22 protein-coding genes and 1 riboswitch are annotated in these 19,575 nt (G+C 63.9%); of the genes, 9 read left to right on the top strand and 13 right to left on the bottom strand.

The window, feature by feature from the left end; translation table 11 throughout:
* The first annotated feature begins 16 nt into the window (after positions 1 to 16).
* From HMI59_RS25360 to HMI59_RS25370, 3 genes are all read left to right on the top strand, one after another.
* A complete protein-coding gene (locus HMI59_RS25360) occupies positions 17 to 628 on the top strand; it encodes a TlpA disulfide reductase family protein (protein WP_193594649.1) in 612 nt (203 codons plus the stop codon).
* 41 nt (positions 629 to 669) lie between these two features.
* Positions 670 to 1,338, top strand: a complete 669-nt coding sequence (locus HMI59_RS25365) for a vitamin K epoxide reductase family protein (protein WP_193594650.1) — start codon at positions 670 to 672, stop codon at positions 1,336 to 1,338.
* A gap of 87 nt (positions 1,339 to 1,425) precedes the next feature.
* On the top strand, positions 1,426 to 2,856 hold the full coding sequence (locus HMI59_RS25370) for a TrkH family potassium uptake protein (RefSeq protein WP_227471765.1): 1,431 nt from the start codon (positions 1,426 to 1,428) through the stop codon (positions 2,854 to 2,856).
* A gap of 30 nt (positions 2,857 to 2,886) precedes the next feature.
* Here the strand turns inward: HMI59_RS25370 and HMI59_RS25375 are convergent, their stop codons facing one another.
* The 5 genes from HMI59_RS25375 to HMI59_RS25395 form a co-directional block, all read right to left on the bottom strand.
* On the bottom strand, positions 2,887 to 3,681 hold the full coding sequence (locus HMI59_RS25375; protein WP_227471766.1) for a M23 family metallopeptidase: 795 nt from the start codon (positions 3,679 to 3,681) through the stop codon (positions 2,887 to 2,889).
* 4 nt (positions 3,682 to 3,685) lie between these two features.
* A riboswitch (cyclic di-AMP (ydaO/yuaA leader) is annotated at positions 3,686 to 3,883 on the bottom strand.
* 186 nt (positions 3,884 to 4,069) lie between these two features.
* Positions 4,070 to 4,915 carry an SURF1 family protein gene (locus tag HMI59_RS25380; RefSeq protein WP_193594651.1) on the bottom strand — a complete coding sequence of 282 codons (846 nt, stop codon included), beginning with the start codon at positions 4,913 to 4,915 and terminating at the stop codon, positions 4,070 to 4,072.
* Positions 4,912 to 6,531 carry a cytochrome c biogenesis protein ResB gene (locus HMI59_RS25385; protein WP_370583608.1) on the bottom strand — a complete coding sequence of 540 codons (1,620 nt, stop codon included), beginning with the start codon at positions 6,529 to 6,531 and terminating at the stop codon, positions 4,912 to 4,914. Before HMI59_RS25385 ends, HMI59_RS25380 begins: the two co-directional genes overlap by 4 nt.
* Positions 6,528 to 7,496, bottom strand: a complete 969-nt coding sequence (locus HMI59_RS25390; protein ID WP_193594652.1) for a cytochrome c oxidase assembly protein — start codon at positions 7,494 to 7,496, stop codon at positions 6,528 to 6,530. Before HMI59_RS25390 ends, HMI59_RS25385 begins: the two co-directional genes overlap by 4 nt.
* Before the next feature lie 42 nt (positions 7,497 to 7,538).
* On the bottom strand, positions 7,539 to 7,964 hold the full coding sequence (locus HMI59_RS25395; RefSeq protein WP_193594653.1) for a helix-turn-helix transcriptional regulator: 426 nt from the start codon (positions 7,962 to 7,964) through the stop codon (positions 7,539 to 7,541).
* A gap of 188 nt (positions 7,965 to 8,152) precedes the next feature.
* On the opposite strand from HMI59_RS25395, the gene HMI59_RS25400 reads away from it, so the two are divergent.
* From HMI59_RS25400 to HMI59_RS25425, 6 genes are all read left to right on the top strand, one after another.
* Positions 8,153 to 10,264, top strand: coding sequence for a cytochrome c oxidase assembly protein (locus tag HMI59_RS25400; RefSeq protein ID WP_193594654.1), 2,112 nt, complete (start codon positions 8,153 to 8,155; stop codon positions 10,262 to 10,264).
* Positions 10,265 to 10,334: 70 nt separating this feature from the next.
* Positions 10,335 to 10,721 (top strand): helix-turn-helix transcriptional regulator, encoded by a 387-nt coding sequence (locus HMI59_RS25405; protein WP_193594655.1) that lies wholly within the window; start codon positions 10,335 to 10,337, stop codon positions 10,719 to 10,721.
* Positions 10,708 to 11,625, top strand: a complete 918-nt coding sequence (locus HMI59_RS25410) for a cation diffusion facilitator family transporter (RefSeq protein ID WP_193594656.1) — start codon at positions 10,708 to 10,710, stop codon at positions 11,623 to 11,625. The genes HMI59_RS25405 and HMI59_RS25410 overlap by 14 nt, the downstream gene beginning before the upstream one ends.
* Entirely contained in the window at positions 11,625 to 12,314 is a 690-nt protein-coding gene (locus tag HMI59_RS25415; RefSeq protein ID WP_193594657.1) for a thioredoxin domain-containing protein, read from the top strand. Before HMI59_RS25410 ends, HMI59_RS25415 begins: the two co-directional genes overlap by 1 nt.
* Before the next feature lie 94 nt (positions 12,315 to 12,408).
* A complete protein-coding gene (locus HMI59_RS25420; RefSeq protein ID WP_193594658.1) occupies positions 12,409 to 13,023 on the top strand; it encodes a hypothetical protein in 615 nt (204 codons plus the stop codon).
* A gap of 61 nt (positions 13,024 to 13,084) precedes the next feature.
* The gene (locus tag HMI59_RS25425) at positions 13,085 to 13,708 is read left to right on the top strand and encodes a copper resistance CopC family protein (protein WP_227471767.1); all 624 of its coding nucleotides are present in this window, start codon (positions 13,085 to 13,087) and stop codon (positions 13,706 to 13,708) included.
* A 65-nt stretch (positions 13,709 to 13,773) separates the two neighbouring features.
* Here the strand turns inward: HMI59_RS25425 and HMI59_RS25430 are convergent, their stop codons facing one another.
* From HMI59_RS25430 to HMI59_RS25465, 8 genes are all read right to left on the bottom strand, one after another.
* A complete protein-coding gene (locus tag HMI59_RS25430) occupies positions 13,774 to 14,079 on the bottom strand; it encodes a hypothetical protein (protein WP_227471768.1) in 306 nt (101 codons plus the stop codon).
* A 600-nt stretch (positions 14,080 to 14,679) separates the two neighbouring features.
* Positions 14,680 to 14,934 carry a hypothetical protein gene (locus HMI59_RS25435; RefSeq protein ID WP_193594659.1) on the bottom strand — a complete coding sequence of 85 codons (255 nt, stop codon included), beginning with the start codon at positions 14,932 to 14,934 and terminating at the stop codon, positions 14,680 to 14,682.
* 9 nt (positions 14,935 to 14,943) lie between these two features.
* Positions 14,944 to 15,219 carry a hypothetical protein gene (locus HMI59_RS25440; RefSeq protein ID WP_193594617.1) on the bottom strand — a complete coding sequence of 92 codons (276 nt, stop codon included), beginning with the start codon at positions 15,217 to 15,219 and terminating at the stop codon, positions 14,944 to 14,946.
* Between the two features lie 658 nt (positions 15,220 to 15,877).
* Positions 15,878 to 16,486, bottom strand: coding sequence for a recombinase family protein (locus HMI59_RS25445; protein WP_193594618.1), 609 nt, complete (start codon positions 16,484 to 16,486; stop codon positions 15,878 to 15,880).
* Between the two features lie 690 nt (positions 16,487 to 17,176).
* Complete coding sequence (locus tag HMI59_RS25450; protein WP_193594619.1) at positions 17,177 to 17,704, bottom strand: hypothetical protein; 528 nt, start codon at positions 17,702 to 17,704, stop codon at positions 17,177 to 17,179.
* 85 nt (positions 17,705 to 17,789) lie between these two features.
* Positions 17,790 to 18,077 carry a hypothetical protein gene (locus HMI59_RS25455; RefSeq protein ID WP_193594620.1) on the bottom strand — a complete coding sequence of 96 codons (288 nt, stop codon included), beginning with the start codon at positions 18,075 to 18,077 and terminating at the stop codon, positions 17,790 to 17,792.
* A gap of 73 nt (positions 18,078 to 18,150) precedes the next feature.
* Positions 18,151 to 18,285: a hypothetical protein gene (locus HMI59_RS26025; protein WP_255527698.1), complete on the bottom strand. Its 135-nt coding sequence runs from the start codon at positions 18,283 to 18,285 to the stop codon at positions 18,151 to 18,153.
* Positions 18,286 to 18,446: 161 nt separating this feature from the next.
* Positions 18,447 to 19,082 carry an AAA family ATPase gene (locus HMI59_RS25465; RefSeq protein ID WP_193594622.1) on the bottom strand — a complete coding sequence of 212 codons (636 nt, stop codon included), beginning with the start codon at positions 19,080 to 19,082 and terminating at the stop codon, positions 18,447 to 18,449.
* Positions 19,083 to 19,575: the final 493 nt, after the last annotated feature.

Below are 19,575 nucleotides of genomic sequence, written 5' to 3' on the forward strand. Positions count from 1 at the left end.
GCAAAGGCCACAACCGATGACCCCACAGTTCCCACCCAATCCCCGCCCCGGACGCCGTACCGTGCTCGGCCTCGGCGTGGCCGTGTTGGCCCTGGCCGGCTGCGGGTCCAAGGACAACCTGGCCCAACAGGCCAACGCCGGAGACAACAAGAACTACATAGCCGGTGACGGTTCGGTCAACGAATACCCTCCCGGGTCCCGCGGAGCCCCCGTCACCTTGGAAGGTGAACTGTTCAGCGGGGAAAAAGTCAATGCACGGGACTGGGAAGGCAAGGTGGTCGTCCTGAACTTCTGGTACGCGGCCTGCGCCCCCTGCCGCGTGGAAGCACCGGACCTGGCAGCCCTGTCGGCAGAGTTCAAAGACCAGGGCGTGCTGTTCTACGGCGTCAACGTCCGCGACGACGCCGCCACGGCCGCGGCCTTCGAACGGACCTTCAACATCGCCTACCCGAGCTTTGATGACAGCGACGGGGCCGTCCTGCTGGCCATGACAGAGTATGTCCCGCCCCGGGCGGTGCCCACGACGCTGGTCCTGGACAAGCAAGGACGCGTCAGCGCCCGCATCCTCGGAGCAACCCAGAAGGGCACCCTGAAGGCCCTGATCACCTCAGCCGCGGCCGGAACCTGAACCGGTCCACCCCCGGCAGCAACGACGAAAGACACCCCACGATGACGACCACCACACCCCCGACCGGCACCGGCCCCGCCGGGGACACCGCCCCGGCGGCCGCCAGAGACGCCGCACCCGTGCTGATGACCCGCGACAAGCCCTTCGGGTGGCTCCTCGTCGTTGCCGGCGTCCTTGGCTGGCTGGCCTCCGGGATCCTGGTCCTGGAGAAACTCCAGAAACTGAGCAACCCCGGTTATGAGACCGTCTGCGACATCAACCCCTGGATCTCCTGCGGCCAGGTCATGCAGACCTGGCAGAGTTCGGTCTTCGGGTTTCCCAACATGTTCATCGGGATCGTGGCGTTCGCTGTCATCATCACCACCGGCACGGGCCTGCTGTCCGGGGCGGTCTTCGCGCGCTGGTATTGGCTCGGACTCCAAGCCGGTGTCACGCTGGGCTTCGCCTTCGTCATCTGGCTCTGGTCCCAGGCGCTGTACGCGATCCACGTCCTGTGCCCGTTCTGCATGGTCGTCTGGGCGGTGATGATTCCGCTGTTCGTTTGGGTCACCGCACGGAACATCACCCACGGCATCATCACCCTCCCCGCCCGGGCGGCGCGCGTCGTCGGCGAATCGGGCTGGGTCATGACCGCCTTGCTGTACGTGGCCGTCGCGGCGAGCATCTTCTTCGCCTTCCTCCACGTCTTCGTGGGCACCCCCGGCCTTTAGCAGCCCCACCCCGCTGCGCGGCGGCCATCGAGGGAATCTCCTGTGACGGGCAGTGCCCCTCACGACCAAGGACAAGGACCACCGCGCATGGAGCAGAAGCAACGCCCGGATCACCACCGTCCCGGACCGCGGCCGGTCCCCGGGCCCGACCGGCCCACCGTCCTCACCGGACTGCGTGATTTTGTCGACTCGATCGCGAACACCAACCCGGCCCGTCTGGCGTTCACGGTCTTCGTTTTCGTCATCCTGCTCTTTACCGGCCTGCTGTCCCTGCCGGCTTCCTCCGCATCGGGTGAATCCACGCCCCTGCACCAGGCCATGTTCACGGCAGTGTCCAGCGTCTGCGTCACGGGCCTGACGGTGGTATCAACGGCCACGCACTGGTCCTTCTTCGGGCAACTGGTCATCCTCATAGGCATCTTCGTGGGTGGTTTGGGTACCTTGACCCTCGCCTCCCTGCTGGCCCTCATGGTCAGCAAGCGGCTGGGTGTCCGTGGCAAACTCATTGCCCAGGAAGCCATGAACAACGCGGGCCGGCTCGGCGAAGTGGGTACCCTCCTGCGGATCGTCATTGTCACGTCCGTGGTGATCGAGGCCGCCCTTGCCCTGGCCCTGATTCCCCGGTTCATGCTCCTGGGCGAACCGTTCTGGCAGTCGGTCTGGCACGGAGTCTTCTACTCGATCTCCTCCTTCAACAACGCCGGCTTCACGCCCCACTCCGACGGCATTGTCCCGTACGAGACAGACCTCTGGATCCTCATCCCGCTCATGCTGGGCGTTTTCCTGGGCAGCCTCGGCTTTCCCGTGGTGATGGTCCTCCAGCAAAACGGCCTGAACTGGAAGAAGTGGAACCTCCACACCAAGCTCACCATCCAGGTGTCCTTCATCCTGCTGCTCGCAGGTACCGTCCTCTGGGCCCTGATGGAGTGGGACAACACCCGGACCATCGGCACCATGACGGCCGGCGAGAAAGTTGTCCATTCGCTGTTCGCGTCCGTGATGACGCGGTCCGGCGGGTTCAACCTGGTGGACCAGAACCAGCTGGAGCCCACCACCATGCTGCTCACGGATGCGCTCATGTTCGCCGGCGGCGGCTCCGCCTCCACGGCCGGTGGCATCAAAGTGACCACCATTGCCGTCATGTTCCTCGCCATTGTTGCCGAGGCCCGAGGCGACGCCGACGTCAAGGTCTACGGCCGCACCATCCCCCAAGGCACCATGCGGGTGGCCATCTCGGTGATCGTTGCCGGAGCCACCCTGGTCTCCGTCGCCGCATTCCTGTTGCTTTCCATCAGCGGCGCTTCACTGGACAGGGTGCTCTTTGAAACCATTTCCGCCTTTGCCACCGTGGGACTGAGCACCAACCTCAGTGCCGAGCTGCCGCCGTCGGGCGTTTACGTCCTCACAGCCCTCATGTTCGCCGGCCGGTTGGGGACTGTCACCCTTGCTGCGGGCCTGGCCCTGCGCCAGCGCAGCCAGCTGTTCCACTACCCGGAAGAGCGACCCATCATTGGCTGAGAACCTGACGGCAGGCACCGGAGCCAGGGGTTAGAGCCATCCCTGGGGGTTGACGGTCTGTCCGTTGAGCAGGACCTCGAAGTGCAGGTGGCAGCCGGTGGAGTTTCCGGTGGTCCCGGCCGCTGCGATCCGTTGGCCCGCGCCGACGGTCGCGCCCACAGCGGTTTCGATGGCGGCCAGGTGGTTGTAGGTGCTTTTGAGTCCGTTGCCGTGGTCGACCACGATCCGGTTTCCGCCGCCATAGGGTGACCAGCCGGCCTCCACAACGGTCCCGGCGCCCGCAGCGAACACCGCGGTTTGGCAGGCCGCGACGAGATCCTGGCCGGTGTGAAGTTCACCTGTTCCGGTGATCGGGCTGGTTCGGATGCCAAACGGCGACGCAATGGACATGCTGGCCAACGGCGCTCCGAGCCGGCCCGAGGACGCAGCAGGGGACGTGCTGGCTCCCTTGGGGGCAGCCACCGCACCGGCCGCCGCTACCGGCGCCTTCGCGGGCGGGGCCGCCTTAGTGGTGACCCCCGGGCGTTCGAAACTGATCGACGCCCCCGCCGAGGCCTGCACCGGCGCGGCCGTTGCCGCGGAAGCTGCCACCTGTTCGGTGGTGGCGGTGGGAGCCGGGTTGGCGTGCGCGGCGGTCAGCGCGACGGTGAGGACCGTGGCCACGCCCAAGGTCGTCGCGGCTGTCACCTGTTTGCCCCGGCTCCAGGTCATGCCGCTGGCTGAGGCGTGGCGGGGTGTTCGGGCGGCCGCGGTCCGGGAGGCCGACAACGCCATGATGGCGGTGGTGGGTTTCCGGCGGCGGCCACGGGGAGATGAAGTTGCCACGCAAGGATCCTTTCGATCCGCCTGCGAAGTTAGCTGTCGGGTTCGGGCCAAGGAACAAGCCCGGCCGCGCATCGATTGCCCTCTGGCCCTCGACGCACGGCTTCACCCCAAGGCAGATTGGCTGCCGGTTCTGGGTCCTCCACCCCCGCCGCGGAAAAGATCGTCGATCAATGCCACCGGCGGGGTTCAGCGTGCGGCATCAAAGGCTTTTATTACAGAAAAACCTGAATCAATAGTAGCGACAAAGCCCGATCGTTACAATTCCGTGACCAAGCCAGTCCATGACGTGCCACGACAGGCCGGGCCGCGCTTGGAATCCACCATACCTGAAGGAATCTTCAGATGATCAGTCGAGGCGGCCCGTAGTCCTTCGTGCCCGGTGGCCCAGTCAAAGGCCCATGGAGTCCAGCAGGGCATCTTCCTCTTCGGCTCCCCTGCGGTCCCGCCGGGACGGCTTGGAGCGGAGTTCCTCCCGGTCTTGCCCGTCGGGTTGGTCGTGTTCCTCGGCCCTGATGCGGGCGTGTTGCCGGGCCATATAGCCGAAGCCGACGAAAGCCAGGATCCCGAAGGTGATCCATTGCAGGGCGTAGGAAAGATTGGATCCTTCCTTCACGGCCGGGGCGGCCAAGGGCTGCGGCAGGTTTCCCGGCTGCGGGGATTCGGAGGCCATCAGGCCGTAGCTGCCGGTCATGAGGGGGTAACCGATTTCCTGCTGGTAGCCGGCCAGGTCGATGCTGGCCAGCTGGCCGGCGGGAGCGTCACGGCCCAGGTCCGGTTCGGCCGGTTTGATCCTGACAACGGCCTCGACCTGCCCTTCCGGTGGGGCGGGCACGCTGTCCGGGTAACCGGGGCGTTGGTTCCCGATCGGCAGCCACCCTCTGTTGATGACGATGGTTTCGCCGGTGGCGAGCCGGAAGGGAACGACGACTTCGTAGCCGGGCGCGGAATTGTTGGGCCGGTTGCGGATGATCCGCTGGTCCTGGGGCAGGTAGCGGCCTTCCACGGCTACGGTCATCCATTTGGCGTCGGGTGCGGGATTGTTGAAGTGTGCCCGGGCCTCAGCGAAGGGAACCGGTGGTTTGTCGTAGTTTTCCTGGACCCTGCGGATCTCCGCGACCGCCTGGTTCCGGCGGTCCATTTGCCAGTTTCCCAGGGCAAGGCAGGCCGCGGCGAAGGCCGCGGCGGCCAGGAGGTATCCCGCCCAGCGCCAGGACAGCAGAAAGCTGTAGCTCACGGGGCGTCCTCCTGTCCCCAGTGCCGGGTCAGCAGCGAGCGGATGGCGGTTGCTTCCGGGGCCAGGCGGTGGTCCTCGCCACGGGCCAGGAGGCCGTATTCGACCATGGTCCTGCCATCCTCGGCGTTCCCGGCCCGGACCCAGACACGGCGCCGGTTGATGTACAGGGAGATGATCAGTCCGAGCACGGCGAGGCCGGAGAACACCAGAACCCCTGCTTGGCCGGGGTCGCTGCGGACGTCGACGCCGATGTAGCGCTTGAGGCCGTCGAAGCTGATGCTTCCCTTGCCCTCGGGCAGCGTATAGGTGGCCCCGGGGCCGAGCGTGATGCCTTTGGCGGGGAGGTCGCGGCCGTTGAGCTGGGTCAGGTTCTTCACGTCCAGGCTGTACACGTTTTGAGGTTGCCCGGTATCCAGCCCGAGGTCTCCGTAGTAGGAATTCAGGTTCAATTGGGGGTTGAACGGGTCCGGATCGAAGCTGTAGGCCACGCCTGCCTCGTTGGTGACTGCCGAGGGCAGAAAGAATCCGACGAACCCCAGCTGGGAGGGTGCCGCGTCGGGGGCTTTGATCACGACGGTGGAGGTGTAGACGCCGTCGTTGGGGATGGAGACCACGGGGCCGCTGAAGGCGGTCTTTCCGGTGCCGTCCTTGATGGTGACGACGGGTGCGTAGCCGTTGCCCACCAGGAACATTCCGGTGGCGCCGAAATAGACCGGTTCGTTGACTTTCAGGATCTGCTGCCGCGTTGTGCCGTCCGCGCCGTCCTTGGTGGTCAGGGTGGCGGTGAAGTCAATCGGCTGGCCGAACTGTTTGGTTGATTCGCGGTCGAAGCGGACATCGAAGTTTTCCAGGGTGACGGCGAAAGGGGCCAGGGTGGCGGCGTCGAAATTGGTCCCCGGGGTGAAGGCATCGTAGCTGACCAGGGTGTTGACGAAAGTGCCGCCCTCGATGATGATTTTTTGTCCGCGGTAGCCGAACATCCCACCGATGGCGACGCAGACCAGCACCCCGATCAGTGAGGTGTGGAACAGCAGGTTCCCGGCTTCCCTCAGGTAGCCGCGTTCGGCTCCGACGGAGGGCAGGTCCCCGTCGGTGTCGCGGACGTGGACGCGGTAGCCGCGCTCTTTGAGCAGCCTGGCGGCGTCGGTGACCGCTTGTGCCGCCGGAACCGCGGCGTCGGCGGGCAGGATGAGGGTCCCGTATTGGGGCAGCCGGGAGAGCCGTTTGGGAGTGCGCGGTGGTTGTGAGCGCAGGGCCTTGTAGTGGGCCCTGGCCCGCGGGGTGACGCAGCCGATCAGGGACAGGAAGAGCAGGAGGTAGATGGCGGAGAACCAGGCGGACGCGTAGACGTCGAACAGTTGCAGCGCGTCGAGGATTTCACCGTATTCGGGGTTGTCTTTGATGTAGCGGGTCACCAGGGCCGGGTTGGCCGGGCGTTGGGGAAACAACGATCCCGGGACGGCGGCGATTGCCAGCAGGAGCAGCAGGAACAGGGCCGTTCGCATGCTGGTCATCTGCCGCCAGGCCCAGCGCATCATGCCCCTGGCGCCCAGCGGCGCGGTGACGGGCAGGGTTTCTGTGGTCCGGACGGGTCCCGGAGACTGGCGGGCCGTCATCGTTCGCGCACCGGGCGGTCGGCCAGCTGGCGCAGGTACTCGTTGTAGGCATCCAGGTCCGGGTCCCCCGCCACCGCGGCGGTCCGGTCTGCTTTGACCCATCCCCGGGCCTCCTCGCGCTGCCAGCGCACGAGGATGAACATCAGCAACAGCACCCCGGGCAGTTCCCCGTAGGACCAGGCCAGGCCGCCGGCCAGACCCTGGTCCGCCATGACGTCGAGGTTCCAGCTGGCCGGCGGGTTCGCGAAGAAACGGACCATGGGAGCGGTGGCCATCATGATCACGACACCGAAGAAGGCGTGCAACGGCATTTCGGCGAAGATGTCCAGCATCCTGCCGAAGTGCGTCTGGCGGGTGGGCAACGGATCCGCAGAAATCAGTGGGACGGTGAACAGGATACCGGAGGCAAGGAAGAGCAGTTCCAGGCCCACATGGCCGTACCAGTTGGGCAGCAGCAGGTCAGCGAGCCCGGAGAAATACACGCCGTAGAAGCTGAGCAAAAACAACGGCACCATAAAGGCGGGGTGGATGGCCAGCCTGCCCCAGCGGGAACGCAGCCCCCAGAGGGCAATCTTCAGGACCGGGGTTCCCAGACGGTTGTGCGGGGTGGCGCGCAGCAGCAGCGTTCCCGGCGACCCGATGACCAGCAATGGCGGGACGGCCATCATGAGTGTCAGTTGCTGGAACATGAAGATGGAGAACATCCGCAGGCCGTAGCCTTCGATGCCGGCACCCATGATGATAATGATGGCCAGGCAGCCGAACAGGAAGGAAATGGTGCGTACGACCGGCCAGTGCCGTCCCTGCCGCCAGAGCTTGATCGCCCCGGCCAGATACAGGAGCGCGGCCAGCAACGTCAGCACTGGGATCAGCGGCACCGGTTGCAGGTTGGGGGAAAGGTATTCGCCCAAAGAGGGCGGCAGCGATGGCAGCCAGACCGGGCCGACGACTCCCGGGTCATCCATGCCTGGACTCCTGCCGGGCCGGTACCTGCCGCCGGGTGTGGGCTACTGGCTGCTGACGGCCTTGAGCCGGTCCTGGCCGGCGTGTCCGACGTGGGTCAGGCCAAGGTCCAGGAGCATGCGAACGTGCGCGTCGGCCAGGGAGTAGTACGCCATGCGCCCGGCCCGGCGGACCTGCACGACGCGCGGTCCGCGCAGCAAGCGCAGCGCATGGGAGACGCCGGATTCGCTCAGCCCGGTGGTTGCGGCCAGGTCGCACACGCACATCTCCCCTTCGAGCAGGGCGATGAGGATCCGGACCCTGCCCGGATCCGAAAGGAGTCCGAAGATCACGGCGAGATCGGTGACGTCGGATTCCTCGGGCATCCTCGACCGGACGGCCTCGACCTTGTCGGCGTCGACCAGACGGACGGCGCATTCGCTGCCCGACGACGCGGGCGTGCTGCGGGCTGCCTGTACTGTTCCGGTCATTCATCAAGACTACCTCTACCTGCTAATGCTTCGCATTTGCGCCGCTGCCGGACTGGACCAGGGCAGCGGTACGATTAAACGTCTGAATAACTCTACAGATAATCTGGAATCGTGCCGGACCCGTGTCGGTGCGACCTGGCCCGCTCAGTGATGCGGGGTCAGGCCCGGATGACCAGTAAGGACTCAACGTGGCTTTGAAGGCCCCCGCCGCCGGCGGCAGTGCCGCCGTCTCGCCGAAATTGCGCTGGCTGGCGGTGGCCGGCGCGATTGCCGTGATCGTCGTTCTCGTGGCGACCGCCTATGGCAGGGGAAGTTTGCCGGCTGAGACCCGGGATCCGGGTGCATTGGTGCGTTGGGGTTACGGCGTGGCCCAGACCATGCAGAATGTTGCCGCCGCGGCCACGATTGGCGCCCTCATTTTCGCGGCCTTCATCGTTCCACCACTGGCCCGGGGCCGCCGCAGCGGCCTTCGCACCGACTCCCGTGGTCCGGACATGTCGGCGGCGCAGCTGTCCGCCGACGCCGAACACCCGGCCTTCTCGCGGATCATGGTCCTGGCCTCCGTATCGAGCCTTGCCTGGACCGTGTCGGCGCTGGCCGTACTCGTTTTCAGCTTCTCGGACATCGCCGGCATCCCGCTCTCGGGCAGCGCGCAATTCGCCGCGCAACTGACCTCCTATGTCACCGAACTGCCCAATGGCGCCGCATGGTTGTGGGTGGTCATCATTTCCGCGTCCGTTGCCACCCTGACTTTCGGAGTCCGGTCCGTGAACGGGTTGGCCCTGACGGCGCTGCTGGCCCTGGGTGGACTGCTGCCGGTGGTGCTGATCGGTCACGCCGCCGGCGGGAACGATCACGAGCAGGCCATCAACTCGCTGGGCCTGCACCTGGTCGGTGTATGCCTCTGGTTCGGCGGGTTGATTGCGCTGGCGGTGGGTGGAACCGCACTGGGCAAGGACACCGCCGAGGTCCTTCGCAGGTTTTCCACCCTGGCCGGCTTCGCCTTCGCCCTCGTCGTGGCTTCGGGAATCGTCAACGCCACGATTCGGATCGATTTCCCCTCAGGGCTCGCCTCCCCCTACGGGGTGCTGCTGATGGCCAAGACGGCCGCAGCCATCGCCCTGGGAGCCATTGGCCTGCTGCACCGCAAACGCCTCATCCCGGCGCTGAGCGTGAAATCCGGAAACGGAAGGTCCACAGCGCTCTTGTGGCGGTTCATTGTCGTCGAGCTGCTGATCATGGGCGCGGTCAGCGGCCTGGCCGCCGCGCTCAGCCGCACCCCGCCACCGGCAGGGGAAGACATCCGCCCCGCCCTGACCAAAGCAGAAATCCTGACCGGATACCTCCTTCCGCCCGAGCTGACGCCCGAACGCTGGTTTACCACCTGGCGCCCGGACTGGCTGTGGATCGCCTTCGCCGTCCTGGCCGCGTACTTCTACCTGGCCGCAGCACGGCGGCTGCGCCGCCGCGGGGACACCTGGCCCTGGGCCCGGAGCGTACTCTGGCTGACCGGGCTGGTCGCCCTGGTGTTCTTCACCTCAGGAGGGCCCTCGGTTTACGGGCGGGTCCTGTTCAGCGCCCACATGCTCGACCATATGGCGCTGACCATGATCGTCCCGGTTTTCCTGGTCCTCGGCTCCCCCGTCACCTTGGCCCTGCGTGCTCTGAAGCCGCGGAAGGACGGGTCCAGGGGTCCCCGTGAGTGGACCATGGTCGTGGTCCACTCCAAGGTGGCCGCCGTCGTGACGCACCCGCTTTTTGTTGCCGCCAACTTCGCCGGCTCCATCGTGCTGTTCTACTATTCCGATGCTTTCGGCTTCGCCCTGCGCGAGCACGTTGGCCACGAACTGATGACCGTGCACTTCCTGATCACCGGCTACCTGTTCGTCCTGTCCATGATCGGCACCGATCCGATCCCCCGCAGGGCCCCGTACCCGCTTCGGCTGCTCCTGCTTCTGGCCACCATGGCCTTCCACGCCTTCTTCGGTGTCACCCTGATGGGATCGACCACCCTGATCCAGCCTCAATGGTTTACGGAACTGGGCCGTGAATGGGGCGCATCGGCGCTCGATGACCAGCAGATGGCCGGAGCCATTACCTGGGGCATCGGCGAAATACCAACCCTGCTCATCGCCGTCGGCGTGGCGATCATGTGGTCACGTTCGGACGCCCGCGAAACGCGCCGCAGCGACCGGGCAGCGGCACGGACCAACGACGCCGACCTCGACGCCTACAACGCCATGCTTGCCCGGCTGGAGGAACGCAACGAGAGGAGCCAGCGCCATGGCGACCGAGGCTGACCCAGACGACAAACCTTCCAGAGATAGTACAGAATGTTCTGAATCCAGAAATTCCTGTACTATCGCGGGTATGCGGATCCTTTCGACAATCGACGTCATGGCCCGGTTCGGCAAGGCCCTGGCTGACCCGACACGCGCAGCGGTGCTGCAGGAACTCAAGGACGGGCCGGCTTTCCCTGCCGATTTGGCCCAGACCATTGGTGTCAGCCGGCAGATCCTGTCCAACCACCTGGCCTGTCTTCGGGACTGCGGCCTGGTCGCTGCCGAACCTGTTGGCCGGCGCATCCGGTACGAACTCGCCGACGCAAGGCTCGGCCACGCTCTCAATGACCTGCTGGACACCATCTTGTCGGTCGACCCGGCGGGCGATTGTGTCGATCCCGGTTCCGCCCCATCCACTGAAGAGCGTTCCACCGCTTCCCACGATCCTTTGGAGGTCCGCCATGAGCGGTCATGACCACGACCACGCGGCTGAGGCAACCGCCCGGCGCGGCAAACTGATCACGGTCTTCGCCATCACGTTCACCGTGATGATCGCCGAGATCATCGGCTCCGTGCTCACCGGCAGCCTGGCGCTGCTGGCCGATGCGGGGCACATGTTCACCGATTCAGCCGGCCTGCTGATAGCACTGATCGCAGCATCCCTGGCCTTGAAACCAGCCACCCTGCAACGGACCTGGGGTTACAAGCGGGCCGAAATCATTGCTGCCGCGGGACAGGCGGCGCTGCTGCTGGCCGTGGGCGGCTTTGTCATCGTCGAAGGCATCCGGCGCCTCTTCGAGCCCCCCGAAGTCGGCGAATCCATGATGCTCTGGTTCGGCATCATCGGCTTGGCGGGCAACGCGGTGGGCCTGCTCATCCTGGCCTCCGGACGGAACCACAACTTCAACATGAAGGCCGCCTTCCTTGAAGTCCTCAACGACGCGCTGGGCTCTGTTGCGGTCATCACCGCCGCCATCATCATTGCCGTGACCGGGTGGCTGCAAGCCGACGCGCTTGTGTCCTTGCTCATCGGTGTCCTCATTATCCCGCGCACCATCAAACTGCTGCGCGACACTGTCAGCGTCCTGATGGAATCCACTCCCAAGGGCCTGGACCTGGCCCTTGTCCGTGAGCACATCCTGGCCCTGCCGCACGTGATCGATGTCCATGATCTCCACGCCTCCCTGGTCGCTTCCGGAACACCCGTCCTCTCAGCCCACGTGACAGTGGAAGACAACTGCATGACCGACGGGCACGCAGCCACGATCCTGGCGGACCTTCAGGATTGCGTGGCAAAGCACTTCGACATCAGCGTCGAACACTCCACCTTCCAGATCGAGCCCGCCGCCCACCGCGACCAGGAAAGCATCCACCACTGATGACACAAACAAAATCCGCTCCCCCGCCCATGGACACTGCCAAGAAGGCCCGGATCTTCATCTGGGTGCTGCTCGGCGTCCTCGTCACCATCGGCGTGATCTGGTACTCCGTTTTCTCCCTCACCAAACCCGACCCCACCGCCGCCGCACCAGCCGCCGAAGCCCAACTCGTTCGGGACGACAGCCACCGCGTCACCGCCCCGGTCACCGAGAAGGCCCAACTGGTCGAGTTCCTGGACTTCGAATGCGAGGCATGCCTCGCAGCCCAACCCCTGGTCGAGGAACTGAAGAAGGAATTCGGGGACCGCATCACATTCGTGAACCGCTACTTCCCGCTCCCGTCGCACAAGAACTCCGCCAACGCCGCATTGGCCGTGGAGGCCGCAGCACAACAAGGCAAGTACGAGCAGATGTACGCCAAGATGTTCGAAACCCAGTCCCAATGGGGTGAGAAGACCGACTCCCAGGCGCCCCTGTTCCGGACCTTCGCCCAGGAACTTGGCCTCGACCTGGCCGCCTACGACACCGCGGTGGCCGATGACAAAACCAAGGAACGCATCAAGAAAGACATCGCCGACGGCACAGCGCTTGGCGTCAAAGGCACCCCCACGTTCTTCCTGAACGGCGAAATGCTCACCCTGAACTCCAAGGAACAATTCCGGCAACTACTCGCGGACGCGGCCAAGTAACAGGCCCACCCCTCGGACGGGCCTGCCCAAGCTCCGCGGCCTGTCCCTATCCTTGACCCACCTGACCAAACCCGCTGAAAGGACCGGTGCGACGATGAAAGCTGTACGCGCACCGTTCCTTCTGCCCCGCGCCGCCGGCGTCGCCCTGACGGCCCTTGTACTGGCCGCGGCGGCCCACGTCCTGGCAGGAGGCGAACTGCCCGCCCTGCCGGTCCTGTCAGCCCTGGCGGCAGTGGTAACCCTCACAGCCGTCGTCCTGGCCGGACGGAAAATGACGACGCCGGTGCTGGCCGCGTACCTGGGCATCTGCCAGGCCGCCCTGCACCTGGCCTTCTCCGCCCTCTCAGGACCCGGCACCCCGGTAAATGACCTTTCCGGGCACCACCCTGCGGCTCCCGGTCCGGGCCCCGGCGGCGGAGGTGTGCCCGGGGTCCACGATCATCTCAGCGCGGACATGAGCGCCGGGATGCTCGCCATGCACGTCGCAGCCGTCCTGGCCACGGCACTGGTGATGGCCAAGGGCGAAGCCGCAGTTTGGGCTTTGGCTTCCTGGCTGAGGCCGTTGGTGGAACCACCCGCGGCGGTTTCGATCAGGACACCGCATTTTGTCGTTCAGGCTGATGCAGACCTTCTTCGGTTGCGGCCCGGGAGGCCGGAACGGCCGCCGGCGCGGGGACCACCCCGGCCAGCCGCCGCCTTCACGCCCTGAGCCATGGGTTCGGGGCGTTGCTGGCGCGCACACTCGCAAGCCGCCATCTCACCGAACAGAAATGCAGAACACCATGAATCCCCGAAACAAACGACGCTTCCGACTGCGCCTGGCACTCGCCGCCGCAGTGCTGCTCCCGGCCTTGTCGGCAGCGCCGGCCATGGCCCACGACGCCCTCGAGTCCACCGTTCCAGCCGCAGACACCACGGTCACCACGGCTCCAGGCGTGGTGACCCTGACGCTCTCCGAGCCGCCGATGGACGCAAGCCAGCTCAACCTCAGCGTCATTACCGTCACCGACGAGGCAGGAAAAACGCTCAGCGACGGCAAAGTCGCCGTCGACGGCGCGACCATCTCCACCGCCATCACAGCCGGGACCAACGGCCCCTACAAGGTTCTGTGGAGGACCGTCTCCTCCGACGGCCACCCGATCGAAGGCACATACACCTTCACCGTCCAAGACCCTGCACAGGCCGCCACACCGTCCGCGGAGCCGACGCCGACGCCAACGTCGACTGAAAGCGCGACCCCGGCCGCAGCCACGAATCAGTCGCCGCCGGAAGCTGCACGGCCTGACGACTCGAACGCTCCCATGGCGGTAGGAATCGCAGCAGCCATCCTCGCGGTGGCGGCAGCGGTGTTCTTCATCGCCCGTAAGCGCCGGGACAAAACACCAGCCCAGTAATACCGCTGCTCACAACGGCCATCGCCCGCCAGACCGCAAAACCCCGGTCTGACGGGCGATCGTGTTTATTCCAACGTTGCCGATGCGCGCCGGCGTGCCACGGCGCGCGAGACCACGGCGGCGATGACTCCCGCGACCATGATCAGCAGGGAAGCCAAGCCGACATAAAACACGACATTCGGAAGACCAGACGGCGCTGATGAACCATCCACGGCGGCCATGATGCTAAGCCAGTACGCGACGGTGGCGAGCACCCATAAAACGCCGGCAGCAGCCGTCAGCCACGTCCAATGCGAAAACCACGACCGACGGTGCCCGTAAGAGAAGGCAACGGCTATCGCCACCACGCCCGCCACAGCAAGCAGCTGCAATCCAAAAACGTACGGCCCGGCAAAGAGCCCCACAGGCACACATAGACCACCCACGAGCACGAGCCGCCGGGCCCACAGTGGCATCCTGGTGGCCTCGGCCGCTGGTACAGACGCACTTGCGTCAGGCTCTGGGGACATCCTCTAGCAACTCCTCGGGGAAATAACGGCGCCACTACCGACTCCGTCTGGAAGACACTGGGCGCTTCGCAGGAGCCAAACAACTCGATCCGCCCAATATATGAACATACTTTCATATAGATGGCCGCCGAATCACCCTGACAAAGCCAGAGGCAGTGTCACGGAACAGTTGACCCTACGTTTCCTGTGCGGGCTCGCCAGTGCGCGGGGTCACGACCGTCACCATCGATTTCGGAGAGAGATGACACAACTCGGCGGTCACGAAACTAGCGACGATGGACTTTCGCAGGGCCTTCGGATGGTTGGCTGCTCGACTCCCTCAGCCATGACACCACCAGTCCGGCCGATGCGTGCAGGGCGTGGTCCACGTTTTCCGGTACTGTGCGAGGGCGCGCAGGCCGCGTCAGGTCACACAGGCCCGGCGGTCGAGAGCCATTCGGGCAACGCTAGGAACCGGTCGAGCTACTCCGCGCCCAGGTCCGAGACGGCCTCCACACTGCCGCCGCGGAGCCGGTGTGTCTCATGCAGATTCGCGAGCCGTTCCGGGTCGTTGAGTAGGTCATCGGGTACGTCCACGATCTGGGCGGTTTGCCCGTCAAGGGGCTGGATCTCGTGCCAGAGAGGTGGCTCTTCCCCCTCAACGGAAGGTACTGGGCCCGGCTCAGGGCCTATGGCGAGAACCTTGCCGTTCTCGTCGCTGATGACGGTACATTTCATGGTTCTCCCCTAGCGCAGCGCTGTGATCAGGAGACGGTAGCTGGCGCCGTATGAGCTTTCAGCTCGCAAGTCAGCGAAATACGTGAGCCGGTCACGGCTTTGGCTGAATCCGTTGCTGAGCGTCGTCACGCCACCTGTTGACGTCACTGTCGAAGGTGGCATGGCAACAGCCAGGATCGCGGGCCCGAAAGCGCGATCTTCCCACCAGAAGGCGTGACGGACGGTCGCTCCAGGTGCAATGTAATTGGCGAGAATCCCACCTTGTGGGAGGAACCATTGATTCATTGTGAAACCCCTTGCTAGATCCGGGACATGGGCAGCACGGCAGCGTTGTAGTTAGACCTTGGCACTGGCAGTCCGCGATGACAAGACCCAGATTCTCTCTGCACTTCGGCTCCAAACTGAGTGCGGCTAGGGGACCCGGGCCACAGGACTTCGACTCGTAATGTCAGCACCTTCGAAGCTTCCGGCAGGAGCTGGGCGTATCAACCCACGGCTTGCCAATCTTGAATCAACTCGACGTTGCCCGTCGACAGCTGCCTCTTGTCCCACCGGCGGGCACGACTTGAACTCCTCTGCTTCGGTGCGACTGGCCGCCTTTCGACTCGCTACTTCTTGTCCCATCAAACGCTTTAAACACAGCACAGCTGAGAAAACCAATGTGAGACAGTTTGCCTAGACGACGTCGAGCTATAGAAAACCCGGACTCTTCTTTTGACGTCCCCGAGGCTTTGGGTCCCATACCTACTGGTGAAAGTGACCCTCACCGTAGAGACCGCCGCCCGGCGAACAAAGCCACATCGAAGCCGAAGGCGGTGGTGCATTACGCCAATGGGATCAAGCTTGATATTCGTCAGCGGGATGCCGATGGCCACAATGCAGCGTCCCCAGGGACATGGGTTGAAGAGCTACTAGATAGCCTCCGTCAGGATTTGGCCGCCTCCTAGTCCCTGGCCGGAGTTAATGGTCTCACGTCCGATCCACTAGCCTGCTGGTGCCGGTAGAGGGTCGCCCGGCTCCACCCAACGAGCTGGGCGGCCTCTTCGGCCGTGCGCCCTTTGGCTCTCTCTTGCTGCACAATCTCCAGCTTGCCGGCGATCACCGCGGGATCCGCCGCTGGTCTGCCGAACCTGGTGCCGTTCGCTTTAGCAGCCGCGATGCCGGCGTTGACCCGTTCGGTAATAAGCTCGCGTTCGTAATCCGCCAGGGTCGCCAGCATGTTCAGCATGAGCCGGCCCGTGCTGGTTGCAGGGTCGATCCCGTCGGAAAGGGAACGCAGCGCCACTCCCCTGCCCTGCAGCACGTTCACGGTGTTGAGAACATCGATTAAGGATCTGCCTAGGCGGTCTACCCGCCACACCACCAAGGTGTCACCCGCCTCGGCGTAGTTGAGAAGCTTCTTCATCCCAGGCCGGTCAACGGCGGCCCTGCTGCCAGAGGTAACGTCCGAGAAGGTGTCTCGTCGTTGCACTCCGGCGGACAGCAGTGAGTCCAGTTGCAGCTGTGCATCTTGAGCGGCCGTGCTAACCCTCGTGTATCCGAGCATCCTCATTCCGCCATTCTGCCTCATAAACCCCGACCCCTCGGTGAAGCGCGACGCTTCGTGGTGAGATGACTTATCGAGACAAGTCGGTGCTGAGGAAAGAGCCGGGATTCTGAGGCTCGCGTTCCGTCAGCCGGGATTCCTGGACGCGGTCCAGTTGCGTCTCATAAACCTTTAGTTTTCCGAGACGCCACCAATGAGCTTTCTGGGACCTTGACGCAACGAGTCAGTGTCATCCGCAACCTTCTCCCGCACCTCCGGGCAGCATGTCGTTGGGTGCTCACGCGCGCACAAACTTCAGGTACTGGCACAATTCAAAGCGTGCAGATTGATAATTCCGGAGATTGGGTCCTCGAACCGGCAGGCCGACCAGGCGGCGGCACTTGGTTGCTGACCAACGAGACCGGTGAAGAAGCGCGGCACGTTCACGTGGGGATCGACAACCGTGATGCCCTTCGCGTCGAATCCCTGATGGAGCACCTGGACGACATAACGTTCGCGTGGGCGAACTCACCAGGCGAGCGAGTTAGGGTCGGCTGGGCGTCAAGCAAAGCTCCTAGACTCCTAACCTACATCCCATTCCCCTAGCCTGCTCGCCGGGCCATCAGGCTCCGACTCGGAGGCCAGGAACATGTAGTCGTGGCGTGGATCCTCGACGGATATTGGGTCAAACTCGAACCCGGATGCACCTCCGGCCTGCTATTTGTCGGCCCAGCGTTCGTGGGCGGCTTGGCGGCTGATTCCTGCGGCGCGTCCGATGTCGGTCCAGGAAGCTCCGGCTGCCTTCGCGGCGGCGACGGTTTTGTCCAGTCGGTGCCCCGCTTGGCGGTGTTCCTTGGCGGCGGCTTCGACGCCGAGGATCGCTTCAGATGGTGCGATGTGGATCATCCACTCGTCCTGGACGGCGTCCTCCACACTTTCGGACACGAAAGCTCCATCCCCTGACTGGCAGTATTCTCGACGGGAGCCGAAATCAGCCTCTTCAGGCGTGAGCACTCTTTGCCACAGCTCTCCTTGCCATCCACAGGTGCAGGCCCCGCGCCAGCTCATGATGAGGTCGTGAGGAACGATCTCCTCGTCGGGGTGGAATTCACCTGCTGGCTTGTAGTGCCCGGTGATCCCGTGGAACAGCATTCCCGCCCCGGTCGAGGTCCCTGTGAGCCGCCCGTCGGGCGCAACGGCCGCGACCCAGCCTTCATGTTGATAGTCGTTTGATGTCCATCCCACCGCGTCTCGCCTTCCTGTCAGGGTTCCCTGACAGAAAGTGTGACATGTGCCTACGACAATGAACAGGGCGCCGCATCGCCTGTGGTCAGTCGATCCTCTTCTGGAACGAGACCATGACCAGTGCGGATGCAATGTAGTGAGTAACCTGCACCTTCTCGCGCCCGATGATCCCCGTTGGCCGGCGTTCCACTACAGGCACGGGCGTGACAGTGTGCGAGGCAGGTTCGGCGGTCCACAGCTGATCGCCCGCCTCCTGGAATACTGTCACGAGGTCCTTCAGGTTCTTGTCCAGTCGCTGTGCGAGCTGCTTGACGGATTCCCCGACGGTGGGCTGCGGATCGGTCACTACGTAAACAGTTTCGATATGGCTCATCGACTGTCCCTCTCGTCACCCGTGGGCGCCAGACTCCTAAAACGCTCGCCAGATCCGGAGTTCGCCGTAGTCGTCACGGCTGGTCTTCGCCCCAATCTGCATATCGTTCCCTAAGCGCCGGCCAGACAAGGCGTTCAAGAATCTTTTGCTCACTAATGTCTTCTTCCAGTGCTGCCCGGGTGAGCAGCTGCTTTTCGACTGCCGTCATGCGGAAGTTGTATCCAGTTACCTTGGGATCCCTACGCTTCTTAGGCAGCGCTGCTGGAGCCAGAGATGGCGACGTATCTACGGTCCTACGCGGCTGTTCCGCCATGTTCCCGAAGGCTTCAATTTCTTGTTCTGTGGGTTGGGTCGTCCGGCTCCTTGGCTTTACCATCCCATAACCTCCTGGGTGAGCAGCTGGATTTCAGCCATGGCCTTTCGGTCTTTCATTTCCACCACTCCCCTGCCGTCGTCCATACACTTCTGGAACGCACCCCGGTCGTAGACCACAGTGTTGGCCATCGGCAACTCGGGGTATTCGTCTAGGTAGGCGCGACTGTCCTTTACATCCGTGGCGAAGATGTGCGTGCTGGCACGATTGAGAAGGCCGAGCACTCTGAGTTCCGGGTTGAAATCCCGTGCTTGCTCAATGGTCTCAACCAACGACTCAGTCACATCAAGGTCTGTCTGGTTGGGCTGCATTGGCGCCAGAAGAACATGCGCCGCTGTCATTGCTGTACGCATCTCTTTGCTGTCCTTTCCGGCAGCGTCGACCAACACAACGTCATAACGCTTGTCGAGGTCTTTTAGGACACTGTGCAGATTACCGGTCTGCTGCACGCACTGTATGCGCGGGTGACCATTCTCTTCTCGGTCCTTGGCCCAGTTTGAAACTGTTCGCACGGTGGGATCTGCTTCCAGTATCAGGACGTCCTTGCCCTGCCGTTGTAGTTCCGTGGCGATGTTGACGGTGAGGGTCGATTTTCCTACGCCACCTTTCAAGTGGCCTACAAGAATGATCATGGAATCACACTAGTGTGGTACTGAACTAGTGTCAATACCACACTAGTACCGCATTGGTGTGGTACTAGTGTGATGCCACACCAATGCGGTACTGGTGTGGTATCAGTGTGGTACCACATCGTTAATACCGGGTTTCAGAACGAGTGACACAGCATCACGACGCCGTAGTGGTCCGTCAGGATATCCTGACGGTTTGAACGCGGAGGGGAGTGGAATCGAAAGTGGAGAGCGCATCCCACGAGGGTTCTTTGGTCGCAACGGTACCGGACGGCCGGAACTCTTTAGATCTGCGGAACGGAATCGTCCTTGTCCCAGGCATAAGTGGGAGATACCAACGGCATCCGGATCGACGGGACCACGAGATAGTTCCGGATGACGACGTTACGGGCTGGCGCGCTCTTTGTTCTTGCGGCTGGGAAGGTCCGTTATGGCAGCGTGTCACCGACCGGAAGGCAGCGACCTCATCCCGGCACCGTGCTTATGTGCCGTTTCT

It is taken from the genome of Paenarthrobacter sp. YJN-5, assembly GCF_015040095.1.
In the GTDB taxonomy this organism is placed as follows: Bacteria; Actinomycetota; Actinomycetes; order Actinomycetales; family Micrococcaceae; genus Arthrobacter; species Arthrobacter ureafaciens.